Annotated in this window: 17 protein-coding genes; 12 read left to right on the plus strand and 5 right to left on the minus strand. The window is 50.2% G+C overall.

Going from position 1 to position 11,581, the window contains the following annotated elements; all coding sequences use genetic code 11:
• The first annotated feature begins 127 nt into the window (after positions 1-127).
• Both RNAN_RS13085 and RNAN_RS13090 read left to right on the plus strand, forming a co-directional pair.
• Positions 128-826 (plus strand): nucleotide-binding protein, encoded by a 699-nt coding sequence (locus tag RNAN_RS13085; RefSeq protein ID WP_008222525.1) that lies wholly within the window; start codon positions 128-130, stop codon positions 824-826.
• Positions 783-1,103 carry a ribbon-helix-helix protein, CopG family gene (locus RNAN_RS13090; protein ID WP_008222526.1) on the plus strand — a complete coding sequence of 107 codons (321 nt, stop codon included), beginning with the start codon at positions 783-785 and terminating at the stop codon, positions 1,101-1,103. The genes RNAN_RS13085 and RNAN_RS13090 overlap by 44 nt, the downstream gene beginning before the upstream one ends.
• A gap of 6 nt (positions 1,104-1,109) precedes the next feature.
• On the opposite strand, the gene RNAN_RS13095 is transcribed toward RNAN_RS13090, so the two are convergent.
• Both RNAN_RS13095 and RNAN_RS13100 read right to left on the minus strand, forming a co-directional pair.
• Positions 1,110-1,532 carry a DUF3010 family protein gene (locus RNAN_RS13095; RefSeq protein ID WP_008222527.1) on the minus strand — a complete coding sequence of 141 codons (423 nt, stop codon included), beginning with the start codon at positions 1,530-1,532 and terminating at the stop codon, positions 1,110-1,112.
• Positions 1,533-1,546: 14 nt separating this feature from the next.
• On the minus strand, positions 1,547-1,909 hold the full coding sequence (locus tag RNAN_RS13100) for a hypothetical protein (protein WP_008222528.1): 363 nt from the start codon (positions 1,907-1,909) through the stop codon (positions 1,547-1,549).
• A gap of 255 nt (positions 1,910-2,164) precedes the next feature.
• On the opposite strand from RNAN_RS13100, the gene ccoG reads away from it, so the two are divergent.
• Genes ccoG through RNAN_RS13115 form a run of 3 tightly spaced genes read left to right on the plus strand, consistent with a single transcriptional unit; the run spans position 2,165 to position 5,284 of the window.
• Positions 2,165-3,592: a cytochrome c oxidase accessory protein CcoG gene (ccoG, locus tag RNAN_RS13105; protein WP_040552171.1), complete on the plus strand. Its 1,428-nt coding sequence runs from the start codon at positions 2,165-2,167 to the stop codon at positions 3,590-3,592.
• Entirely contained in the window at positions 3,592-4,587 is a 996-nt protein-coding gene (locus RNAN_RS13110; RefSeq protein ID WP_008222531.1) for a serine/threonine protein kinase, read from the plus strand. Before ccoG ends, RNAN_RS13110 begins: the two co-directional genes overlap by 1 nt.
• Before the next feature lie 49 nt (positions 4,588-4,636).
• Positions 4,637-5,284 carry a thiol:disulfide interchange protein DsbA/DsbL gene (locus RNAN_RS13115; protein ID WP_008222532.1) on the plus strand — a complete coding sequence of 216 codons (648 nt, stop codon included), beginning with the start codon at positions 4,637-4,639 and terminating at the stop codon, positions 5,282-5,284.
• Between the two features lie 49 nt (positions 5,285-5,333).
• On the opposite strand, the gene RNAN_RS13120 is transcribed toward RNAN_RS13115, so the two are convergent.
• Positions 5,334-6,197, minus strand: coding sequence for a DUF817 domain-containing protein (locus RNAN_RS13120; protein ID WP_008222535.1), 864 nt, complete (start codon positions 6,195-6,197; stop codon positions 5,334-5,336).
• 114 nt (positions 6,198-6,311) lie between these two features.
• On the opposite strand from RNAN_RS13120, the gene RNAN_RS13125 reads away from it, so the two are divergent.
• From RNAN_RS13125 to RNAN_RS13155, 7 genes are all read left to right on the plus strand, one after another.
• Positions 6,312-6,839 carry a DUF6942 family protein gene (locus tag RNAN_RS13125; RefSeq protein WP_008222537.1) on the plus strand — a complete coding sequence of 176 codons (528 nt, stop codon included), beginning with the start codon at positions 6,312-6,314 and terminating at the stop codon, positions 6,837-6,839.
• Complete coding sequence (locus RNAN_RS13130; RefSeq protein WP_008222540.1) at positions 6,826-7,296, plus strand: hypothetical protein; 471 nt, start codon at positions 6,826-6,828, stop codon at positions 7,294-7,296. The genes RNAN_RS13125 and RNAN_RS13130 overlap by 14 nt, the downstream gene beginning before the upstream one ends.
• A gap of 146 nt (positions 7,297-7,442) precedes the next feature.
• The gene (locus tag RNAN_RS13135) at positions 7,443-8,234 is read left to right on the plus strand and encodes a putative porin (RefSeq protein ID WP_008222542.1); all 792 of its coding nucleotides are present in this window, start codon (positions 7,443-7,445) and stop codon (positions 8,232-8,234) included.
• A 133-nt stretch (positions 8,235-8,367) separates the two neighbouring features.
• Positions 8,368-8,739: an MbcA/ParS/Xre antitoxin family protein gene (locus tag RNAN_RS13140; RefSeq protein ID WP_040552172.1), complete on the plus strand. Its 372-nt coding sequence runs from the start codon at positions 8,368-8,370 to the stop codon at positions 8,737-8,739.
• On the plus strand, positions 8,736-9,482 hold the full coding sequence (locus tag RNAN_RS13145; RefSeq protein ID WP_008222546.1) for an RES family NAD+ phosphorylase: 747 nt from the start codon (positions 8,736-8,738) through the stop codon (positions 9,480-9,482). Before RNAN_RS13140 ends, RNAN_RS13145 begins: the two co-directional genes overlap by 4 nt.
• 75 nt (positions 9,483-9,557) lie before the next feature.
• Positions 9,558-10,310, plus strand: coding sequence for an HNH endonuclease (locus tag RNAN_RS13150; RefSeq protein WP_008222548.1), 753 nt, complete (start codon positions 9,558-9,560; stop codon positions 10,308-10,310).
• 175 nt (positions 10,311-10,485) lie between these two features.
• Positions 10,486-10,947: a methyltransferase family protein gene (locus RNAN_RS13155; protein ID WP_008222552.1), complete on the plus strand. Its 462-nt coding sequence runs from the start codon at positions 10,486-10,488 to the stop codon at positions 10,945-10,947.
• An 8-nt stretch (positions 10,948-10,955) separates the two neighbouring features.
• On the opposite strand, the gene RNAN_RS13160 is transcribed toward RNAN_RS13155, so the two are convergent.
• A complete protein-coding gene (locus RNAN_RS13160) occupies positions 10,956-11,246 on the minus strand; it encodes a helix-turn-helix domain-containing protein (RefSeq protein ID WP_008222555.1) in 291 nt (96 codons plus the stop codon).
• Positions 11,243-11,566 (minus strand): type II toxin-antitoxin system RelE/ParE family toxin, encoded by a 324-nt coding sequence (locus RNAN_RS13165; RefSeq protein ID WP_008222557.1) that lies wholly within the window; start codon positions 11,564-11,566, stop codon positions 11,243-11,245. The genes RNAN_RS13160 and RNAN_RS13165 overlap by 4 nt, the downstream gene beginning before the upstream one ends.
• Positions 11,567-11,581 lie beyond the last annotated feature (15 nt).

Consider the following 11,581-nt stretch of genomic DNA (forward strand, 5'->3'; position numbering starts at 1 on the left):
TTGCAAAGCATTTAGTTAGCCGTAATTCTTTCGTCAATTTACTGGTGTAGTTGCCGTTGTCATCTACACTTATCTGCACGGCCCTGTCAGCAGCCTGACAGCCATAAGTACAGATGAGGGTAGCCCGATGATTTTGTTAGTTGGTGGTGAAAAAGGTGGCAGCGGAAAAAGCTGTCTGGCGCAAAATATTGCGGTGTACTTTTCCCGTGAGCGAAGCGCCAACGTGATGCTGGTCGATTGCGACCCCCAGCGCACGTCTTCAGACTGGGTGCAGGAACGTCATCTGGACCCATCCTTACCCTGGATTAACTGCGTACAAATGTACGGCAAAATCCGCTATGAACTGAAAAGCCTGGAAATGCACTACGACGTGGTGATTGTCGACTGTGGTGGTCAGGATAGCGTGGCGTTACGCTCGGCCATGGTGGTGGCTTCGCATGTATTGTTTCCGCTTCGGCCAAAGCGGCGTGACCTGAAAACGCTGGAGCATCTGGAAGATTTAGTCAGCGCCTGTAATGTGGTAAACCCTGAGATGATTGTCGGCTGTGTGATTACCCAATGCCCGTCGTTACCGAATCAGGCCAATCGTATTCTTGAAGCCAAAGAAGTATGTAAATCGTTCAATATCCGCGTGCTGGATGCTATTACCTACAACCGCAATGCCTATGATGACAGTGAAGAAAAAGGCCTGTCAGTGATGGACGTTGAACCTGATGGCAAAGCCGCGCAGGAAATCCGTGATATAGTAACCGAGTTACTGGCAATGAAGGCGATACAAGAAGATGGCGCTGACCGATCTGAAGAAAAAGTCGCAGCCGCCCGGTAAACCCGGTTTCACGGCTGACGAGTTTATTGACGATGCCACCAATTATGCGTTGGGCATGCCGCGTATTGTCAGCATGCGCCAGATGCTGCCTGATGAAGAAGACGACAATAGCCGGCTGCCAATGCGCCACGCCACTTTCACTTTAAGCCAGGAAGCGATTGACGCACTGAATGAATTAAGCCGTGCCACCGGTGAAGCCAAGTCTAAATTAATCCGCAAGCTGATCCTGCAGGCGACTAAGCCGGTCACGCGCAGCCTGAACCGGCCAAAAAAGTAAGGCAGTTTATTTCATCAGGTAAGCATAACCTGCTACAAAGGCAGTTTCCTGAAACACCTTCAGCCCGGTGGCTTTAAAGTCTACCGGCAGCGGGTGGCGTTTTAGCTGCTCTTTAATCTCGCTGGCACTGATCACCGCACAGTTACAGCCGGCAATCAGTTGCAAGGCGGCTTCAATTTTAAAGCCCACGGCGCCGCCGGCAAATTTGCCTTTTTGCGGCCGCTCTTTAATCACCAACTGGCTAACCTGATAATCTTCAATAAATTTGGCAAAGGTAAACTGAAAATGGCGCATTTGCTGCTGGTCACTGTCATTGCTTAGCACAAAACGGGTCTGCCGGCAGTCTGGCAGCTCAAACAAGCCATTTTTCAGGGTCATCAGGCAGATGATGGCCTCGCTGCCTTTAATTTCGATACCGCAGGTACGCATGGGCTGTCCTCTGCTTAGGGTTTGGTTAAATTGTGGTAGTTATTTTCAATAATGCTGCAGCTTTGCCGCAAGGGCTCACCGAACAGGATCGGGTTGAAGTCTTTGTTAACACAATAATCACGGCGAAAGCGCTGCAAACTCTCCAGACTGCTGCTGGCTTTTTCCAGTTGCGCCCGCTGACCCTCTCCCCATTGGGCAGACAGTTCTAACAATTGTTTACGGGTTCTGCGCAGCGCGGCCTCGTTATCGTCAGCGGCAATAGCGGCCTTGTCCAGTACCAGCTCGAACAGCTGCTCTTTATAGGGGCGGATCAGGTCATGATCAGAAAAGGTGATCAGCAGTAAAATGATGACCACTAACCAAAAAAACTTCTTCATCTGGGAGTACTCCGCTAACAACAGGCGGCCATTGTAACGGATTACCGTGCATAGTGCATCGCTCTGCTGTTGATAACCGCTGTCAACCTGGTTGTCAGTTTAGCACTGCTGTTGTCACACAGGTTGTCAGTGGCTCAGGGAATAAGGCCGAAAAGCGCTGTATTGCTGCAGGCACAGAAGTTGCTTTGCTACAGGTCAAAATTTTTTGCCGCTAAACTGTTATACTCAGCGGCACATGCAGTAACGGGGACCGTCGTGGATCAGCAAAAAATAGATATTAAAAACATTCCTGTGCACGTTGAGGTGCATAAACCCGACGCCGGCAAAGCTGCTGTCTATCATCCGCGCGACCGCATTTACGTGCGGGCGGTAAAGGGCTTACACCAGGCAATACGGCGCTATATGGGCTTTGTCTTTATGGGATTGTTTATGCTGTTGCCCTGGCTGCGTTATGATGGCCATCAGGCCATATTGCTGGATATTGGCGAGCAGAAATTCAATATTTTTGCCTTAACGCTGTGGCCGCAGGATTTCACTATCCTGGCGTGGATTTTTATTATCGCCGCTTATGCGCTGTTTTTTGTCACCACTTTTTATGGCCGGGTCTGGTGCGGCTATTTGTGCCCACAGTCGGTGTGGACTTTTATTTTCATCTGGTTTGAAGAGAAAATTCAGGGCACACGCAATCAGCGCATGAAGCTGGATGCCGATCCCTGGTCGGTTGGCAAGTTTTTCAAAAAGGCGGCTACCCACTTTTGCTGGTTGGCCTTCTCGCTACTCACAGCACTGATTTTTGTCGGTTACTTTACACCGGTGGCACCGCTATTTGTCGGGTTTTTTACCCTGGAAGCCGGTTTCTGGGCCGTGTTGTCCGTGCTGTTTTTTACCCTCTGTACCTACGGCAATGCGGGCTGGATGCGGGAAATTATGTGTACGCACATTTGCCCTTATGCCCGTTTTCAGTCGGCGATGTTTGATAAAGACACCTTTACCGTGACTTATGATGAGAAGCGCGGCGAAAACCGTGGCCCGCGCAGCCGCAAAGATAAAGACTATAAAGACAAGGGGCTGGGTGATTGTATCGACTGCAACCTCTGTGTACAGGTGTGCCCCACCGGCATCGACATTCGTAACGGCCTGCAGTACGAGTGTATTAACTGCGGCGCCTGTATTGATGCCTGCGACGACACCATGACGAAAATGGGCTACCCGACTGGCCTTATCAGTTACACCACCGAGCACAGTTTAAACGGTAAACCGACTAAGGTATTGCGGCCAAAACTACTGGGCTACCTGTTGGTGTTACTGGTGGTGTGCAGTGCCTTTGTCTGGACCTTATACAGCCGGGTGCCGTTTGAGATGAATATTATCCGCGACCGTGGCGCTTTGTACCGCATCAGTAATGATGGCTTAATTGAAAATACCTTTACCTTAAGTATTTCCAACAAGTCACAGCAGGCGGTTACTTTCAAGCTGTCGGTGGCAGCTGAAGTAGAACTGGGCTGGATTGGTGAGCAACAGGTGAGTTTACAGGGCGGGGAAACGCGCAATGTACCGATAAGCCTGGTGATGGACCCTTACGCCAGCACGGCTAAATCATTGGATATTAATTTCAGCGTGGCGCAAAGCGACAGCGGCCAGGTGCTCGAGCAGCACAGCCGTTTCTTTACCGGTAATCCTTAATGGCCAGTTTTGATTTCGCGGCGCTGCAGCCGGATCTGATCATCGACGCGCTGCAGCAGTATGGTCTGGACATCAGCTCTGGCCTTAGCGCACTGAACAGCTATGAAAACCGGGTGTACCAGTTCAGTGCCTGGCAGGGCGAGGCACTGCAGGCACAAAAGTATGTGGTAAAGTTTTACCGGCCGCAGCGCTGGAGCCCGGCACAGTTACAGGAAGAGCATGACTTTGCTTTTGAGCTAAGCGCTGCCGACATTCCACTGGTGGCGCCGCTGCGTATTAATGGTCAGTCGTTGCTGCAGTACGCCGGTTATCAGCTGGCCCTGTACCCCAGCCGTGGTGGCCGCACGCTGGAGATAGACAACGACGACCAGCTGGCCATGTTGGGGCGGTTTTTAGGCCGCATGCATCAGGTGGCGAAAACCAGGCCGTTCAGCCACCGGCCTGCGCTGAGCATCGACAGCCACCTGCTGCAAAGCCAGCAGGTGTTAAACAGCCTGGAGTTTATTCCGCCTTACCTTAGACCCGCCTTTGATACCGTGCTGAAGCAGGTCATTGACGAGTGTGTACGGCAATACAAGCCGCGTCAGCTGATCCGGCTGCATGGCGACTGCCATGCCGGTAACCTGTTTTATCATAATGAAGGGCCGTTTTTTGTTGATCTGGATGATTGCCGCATGGGCCCGGCTATTCAGGACTTGTGGATGATGTTATCGGGTGACCGCCAGCAGCAGCGCTACACCTTAGAGCTGATGCTGGAAGAATATGAGCAATACTGCGACTTTGACCCGGCCGAGCTGAAGCTGATTGAGCCGCTGCGCGCCATGCGGATGATCCATTATATGGCCTGGCTGGCCAGGCGCTGGCAGGATCCGGCCTTTGTGCTGAACTTTCCCTGGTTTGCCACAGACAAATACTGGGAACAACAATGCCTGGCGCTAAAAGAGCAGTTGTATTTACTGCAACAGCCACCACTTTCACTGGTGCCAGACTACTGAGTTTTTGCTAAGCTGTGGCCAACAAGCCTAATGAAGGATGTAAAACACAATGAAAAAGCTGTTATCTGTTATTGCAGTTGCACTGATGTTACCACTGGCGGCCTGTGCTGACAGTGCGCCCAAGTTTGAACAAGGTAAGCACTACGAGGTGGTGGCCGAACAGGTAACTGCGAAGCCGGAAGTTAAAGAATATTTTTCGTTTTATTGTGGTGGTTGTAATGCCTTTGAACCGGTAGCGCAGAATTTGGCAAAAAACCTGCCAGAGGGCGTCGAGTTTAAAAAGGTGCATGTCGACTTTATCCGCGCTGCCTCACCCGAGCTACAAAATGCGCTGGCCCGCGCTTATCTGGTGGCGAAGAACCTGGGTAAAGGCGATCAGGTCGCCAACGCTATTTTTAACCAGATCCACCGCGCCCGCGCGCCTTTTAGCAATGAAAACGATATCCGCAATCTGGTGCTGGTGCATGATATTGACGGCGAAACCTTTGATAAAGCCATGAAGAGCTTTTCTATCCGTGGTGCGGCCAACCAGATGAAGAAAGAGCAGGACGAGCTGTCTAACCGCCGGGTGTTAACCGGTGTACCGCTGCTTATCGTCAATGGCAAATATAAAATTAATAACGCGGCGCTGAGCCAGCGTAATCTCAGCGCTGAGCTGCAGCAACTGGTAGAATACCTGTTGCAAAAAGACGCTTAACGCTGGCGTTATAGCGTGAAAAAGGCAGCTGCGGCTGCCTTTTTGCTATTTAGCGGGGAACGTCAATCCGTTGCTTAACATACTTTAGCTGGGCAACGATGGTAAACGTCATGATGACTAACATTGACCATGAACTCCATTTTCCCAGATGTACTGCTGACCAGGCACCAAGTTGGTTCGGGTAGCTCCATAAACCCATAAAAGTACTAATGTTTTCTGCTAACCAAATAAAGAATCCGACCAGGATAAACCCCAAAAGTAGTGGCATACTGCGTTCTCGATCCAGTGGTGTAAAGTAGACAACAGTGCGGGCATACAGCCCCAGTGTTGCAGCAGCGATATACCAGCGGTAATCACCAATGTAATGATGAGTAAAGAAGTTGGCGTAAATTAGCACTGCCACCAACACTGCCATCCAATATGGCGGGTGATGCGCAACCCTTTGCTGCATGAGACGCCAGCTTTGAATGATGTAGCTGCCGACGGCTGCATACATAAAGCCGGCAAACAGCGGCACACCAAACACTTTACTGTAAGCAAAATCCGGGTAACTCCATGATTGAATAGCACCGGAGGTTTTAAACACCTCAAGCGCAAACCCGACCAGGTGAAACAGGCAAATTGCTTTTAGCTCATCAACCGTTTCGAGTTTACTCCATACCATCCAAACCTGAATTATCAGCGCCAGTATTAACAACACATCATAACGAGGCAGGCCGATAATACCACTGCGTGGCACCAGCAATACTGCGGCAAAAAATAATGCAACAAATAAGCAGGCACGGGCCTGCTTCAGACCAAAAAACCAGAATTCCCAGCAAAAACGGCGAAAACCAACGGTATTCTCAGGCGGCGAGATCTGCATTAGCCAATTATCCAGCCGGTTTATCGTGGTGACAGTAACAGATGACATAAGCATTCCCTGGCGAAGTGACAATCAAAATTACCCTGCAATACCATACAGAGCAACCGCTTATGCTACAGTAACCGGTTTATTGAAGGCTGAGCAAATCAGGAAATGCATGTTATGACAGGTGCTGCACAAAACGGTATCGGGCTGGGCGACGCCGGGGCGCAGGTAAATGTTTACATAGCGAACAAACCGCCAATGGCCGAGTACGCCGATTTACAGCGGGTAGAGCCGTTGCAGTGCGGCGAAATTGAACTGATTTACCGTGCCTGTGGTAATGGCTGGCGCAAAGTGTTTAATGTGTATGCCAAGCTGTTGTTTGCGCTTAATACACAGCAGGCCGCAAGCTGGCAGCAGTACCGTGACCGGCAGTTGTTGCAGGCGGGTAGCCAAACTGCGTTGCTATTTAGTGCGCCTGAGCTAACGCCCGCAGAAAAAACCGTGCATATTGTTGCCGGCCGCACTTATGCTAAAACCTTGCTGGAGGCTGGTTTGCCGGCTCAGCTACACTGGTTGAATAATGAATTTGCTATAGATCAGCACCACCGGTTGTTGGTTTGCCCGTATTTTGACTATCGTCAGCTCAATAATGAAAAGCTGGTCTATCTGGCCCAACTAATAAAGGCGTTAGATGAAACACCCTGAGTTAAAGACGCAGTTACAACAGCTTTGCGCCCTGCTGCAACCGTTTCAATTTGGCATCGGCGGCAGTTGCCTGCTGTGGCAACTGGGGCTGGAGGCCGCGCCAAATGATATTGATATCGTCTGCGCTGAAGCAGACTTTGCCGCGATTTGCGCTGTGCTTAATGCCAATTTCAGCTTGCAGCCGGTCGCGCCTCACCCGCTTTATATGTCAGCCCACTTTTGCCGTTTCAGTCGCTCAGGCTGGCCAGACATAGAGCTGATGGCCGGTATTGCGGTGGCACAGCAGCAACAACAACAGCAGTGGACTTTTGTGCCGCAGCGTTGCCACTGGCAAGACGGTATCTGCTGGATGCCACCGGCCGACTGGCTGCAATTGTATCAGCTGTTTAACCGGCCAGAGCGGGTAGCACAGTTACGCCGCTATTTAGTGCAGCTTAGGCTAAATAGCCTGAGTTAACGCCGCTATCAGAATAAAGTCCCCTTTTAAGGTTAAAAAGTAGCCATTTGGTTTATTTTGTAAAATAAAATTGAACTTTTATTTTACATTCAAAGCTGCCCTCTGTAGTATGCGCGCCGCTATCACCAACTTAGGGATCTGAAACAATGACGTTAAAGTATGCATTACCTGTTATCGCTCTGGCCGCCACGACTGCCGTATCTGCAGAAGAGTACCAGTTGTTCACTGAACTGCGCGCTGACCATGTCCGTGTTAGCGGCGACAACGAAACCAACTGGCATGTAAACGGCACTTACTTCTTCGATAAAAAAGTGACTTTAGGCCCGTTAGATCAATTCGAATACATCAATAAAGTAACCAACATTAATGCCGGTTATTCCCGTGCGTTTGACGAAAACTTCCTGCGCCTGGGCGGCGAGTATTTCGCAGCGAACGGCTTAGTGGTATCTGCTGAGCACAACCGCGTAAGCGGTGACTATATTAACCAATTTGGCCTGGGCTACCTGGTATCAGATAACTTTATTGTGCGGGCCCGTGCGGTTAAGCCTGAAGACGAAAGCACCACTTACTGGTTCTCTGCCAGCTACAACCACCAGCTGCAAGGCAATGATTACGTGGGTTTTACTGCTGAAGTGGACGACGAGTTTGACTACTTCACGTTAAGCAGCAAGTACTTTGCGGCGCTGAACGAAGGCCGTTATATCGCGGTAGGCGTAGCGTTAGCAGACAACGATGGCCGCTCAAGCTGGGCAGCCGAAGCCGATTACTACTTCAGCAAAATGACCTCTGTTGGCCTGTCGTACGACAAAGCTGACAACTACAGCCTGAATGCCAAGCACTTCTTTAACAGCAACTGGGCGTTAGAAGCCCGCTTTGCCAGCAATGCTGACAATTCAGCTCGCAAAGTTTACAGCTTAGGCGTTACCGGCCAGTTCTGATTTTCTCTGGTAGCTACACTAGCGTTTTTGGGGCAACAATTGTTGCCCCTTTTTTATGCCTGCTTTTAATACCAGCTTTGTTATTTTTGCACTTTTAAGCTATCATTTGTGCGATGGCAACATTGGAGGCGTTATGAGTGCATTGTTACAACCCGTCAGCAGCGCCGATGAGGTACTGGCCAAGGCGGTGCTAAACGCTGCCGACCAGCTGGGTTTAAAGCAGGCCGAACTGGCCGCCGTGTTAGGCGTGCACCGCACCGCAGTCAGCCGGCTTAAGCAAAAACTGGCGTTAGACCCAAACTCAAAACAAGGTGAGCTGGCGCTGCTGCTTATTCGTATTGCCCGCGCGCTGTATGCATTAACCGGCGGTGATAAAAGCTGGACCCAGCACTTTATGCAGACACCGAATCAGCTTAGCGGTGGTATACCGGCGCAACAGGTACAAAGTGTGCATGGTTTAATGCAGGTGCTGCATGTGGTCGATGCTATGCGGGGTAAGCAGTGATCTGGCAAGCCTGCAATGGCGAGCAGCATATCACTTCACTCAGCGGCACCCTGTTTCGCCTGGTAGAAAGCCAGGAGCAAGCCGCTACCCTTAGCCTGGTCGATACGCTGCAAGAGCAGGCGCTGTTAGAGCAGTTATTAGAGCAAACCAAACCGCCGGTACCGCCGCCAGCTGAAGGCCTACATTACTTGCTTAAAACGCCGTTTCGTTACCCGCCGTTAAAGTGGGGCTCGCGTTTTGGCAGCGTGTATGAGCCGGGTATTTTCTATGCCGGCTGCACAGTCGCGGCCACCCTGGCTGAATCCGCCTATTACCGGCTGATTTTCTGGCAGTCGATGCCAGCGCCGGCGCCCAAACCCATACTGCGCAACGCCCATACCTTGTTCAGCGTGCGCTACCAAACAAAGCGCGGCATAGTGCTGCACCAGCCACCTTTTAGCCAGCATCAGGCAATGCTGACCAGTAAAACTGACTACCAGCACACCCAGCAGCTGGGCAGCGCCATGCGCAGTGCCGGCGTTGACGCTTTTGAATACCAATCAGCCCGTGCCGCGGGCAATGAGTACTGTATTGGCTTATTTAACCCCAGCGCTTTTACTACCAACCAGCCAGAACACAGCAGCCAATGGCTGTGCGAGCTAAGCGCACAGCAGGTAGTGTTTAAACAACACGGCGAAACCCAGCTACATAGCTTTAGCGCAGAGCAGTTTTGGCTAGAAGGTAAATTGCCGCTGCCAGCGTGATAAGTTGAGCAATAACATGGTTTAATAAGCTAAGTTAGTAAACTGAATATGTAAAACGCGTACAAGGAAACGTGAATGGCGGTATCACACTGGACCAGACAGCAAAGCTTAGTGGCATTTAGCTTGTATTGCCGCCTACCTTTTGGCCGCTTTCATTCCGAAAATCCCGAAATTATCCAGTATGCTAACTTAATTGGCCGCACACCTTCAGCTTTGGCAATGAAGTTGTCGAATCTTGCCAGTTTAGACCCTGCTATCACATCGACAGGCCGCTCGGGTCTAACCGGAGCCTCCGCTGCGGATAAAGCTCTGTGGCAAGAAATGCAGCAAGATTGGGCTGCTTTTGTTATTGCTATGGCGCAAGCCGAGAAAGAGTTTGGTGCAGAACAAGGCATTGCTCAAAGCAATATTGCTGAAAAAAGTACCTCAAAGTTAGCCGAAGTAACAGTGCGCATAGGCCAACAGTTTTTCCGCAGCGCTGTATTAAGTGCCTATAACCAACGCTGCTGTATCAGCGGTTTGGCCAACCCCAAGTTATTGGTTGCCAGCCATATAGTGCCTTGGAGCCAAGACGAAGTGAACCGACTAAACCCCCATAACGGCTTAGCCTTATCAGCATTACATGATAAAGCCTTTGATCTGGGTTTAATTACCGTCGATGACGACTATCGAGTGGTGGTATCAAGCCAAGCTACCGATGCAACAGATGCGTTTTTTATGTCAGCCATTGCCAGTTTTCATGGCAAGCGCATCGCCTTGCCAGAAAAATTTTATCCCGCAGCACAGTTTCTCGCTTTTCATCGTGAACATATTTTTCAGCAAGCATAACCGCTGCATCGCACTTTTCTGCGGCTTAAAACGTAATATCCCACACTTTTCTGCGCATAAAAATGTGAAAACTCAACACTTTTCTGCGCCTAAAAGTGTAAGTTCAGCAAAACTTCAGCCGATAAAGTTTGCTAAGTAGTATGATGCAACTACAGAAAATAAATGGATAACAGTGATGCAAGCACTTGAACTTAAAATTCCGCCGCTGCTGTTAGTGGTGCTATTTGCTGTAGCCATGTGGGCATTGGCGCAGTGGGTGCCGTCTTTGGTGCTGCCACTTAGCTGGCGGCTGCTATTCGCCGGTACTTTTGCTGTTGCCGGAGTATCGGTAGTGCTGGCCGGCGTATTGGCGTTTCGCCGCGCTAACACCACGGTCGATCCGCGGGTGCCGCAGCAAAGCTCTAGTTTGGTCATTCGCGGCATATACCGCTATAGCCGTAACCCTATGTATGTTGGCTTTTTTTTGCTACTGGCAGCGCTGGCGTGTTATTTGATGAACGCCGCGGCTTTTGCCTTGCTGCCGCTGTTTGTGTGGTATATCAACCGGTTTCAGATAGCGCCGGAAGAGCGCTTTTTACTGCAAAAATTTGGTGCCGACTATCAGACTTACTGCGATACAGTGCGGCGCTGGTTATAACATTGTTGTTAGTGATTATGACTCTGTGCTTTAACTGGTTTGATGGTTAACTCAAAACCGCAGGCATGAGCATACTTGAGTAAAGTAGACCAGCTTGGGTTGGCATTGCCGCGTTCTAAACGGCTGATATTGCTTTTCTGAGTTTGCATTTTTTCAGCCACCTGTGCCTGAGTAAGTCCGGCCTCAGCACGCATTGACAGTAGCTGATCAATAAAAGCAAATTCACCTTCCAGTAAATCGTACTCAGCTTTGACATCCGGGTTGGCTAAAGCGCGTTGCTTAAACCTTTGCAGACTCATAATTTTTGCACCTCTTTTTGCCGTTGTCGGGCCAGTTCAAGATCCGCTTTTGGCGTTTTTTGTGACTTTTTGATAAAGGCATGTAATACGACTATATGTTTGCCCTGCAAATAACAAAACAGTCCGCGGCCTATACCTTCCGCTGCTTTCGCTCTGATCTCGAATAAGCCGCCACCCATTGCCTCTGTATGTGGTGGCCCTAAGTTTGCGCCATGTTTCTCCATCAATTCAAGCAACTTCAGTATTCTTGCCTGCATCTTTGGCGGCATGGCCAGGATCTGTTCATCTACACCTTGGTAAAAGTCGATTTTCCAGCTCATATATCGCCCGAAAGT

Origin of the sequence: Rheinheimera nanhaiensis E407-8 (genome assembly GCF_000296695.1) — a bacterium.
In the GTDB taxonomy this organism is placed as follows: Bacteria; Pseudomonadota; Gammaproteobacteria; order Enterobacterales; family Alteromonadaceae; genus Alishewanella; species Alishewanella nanhaiensis.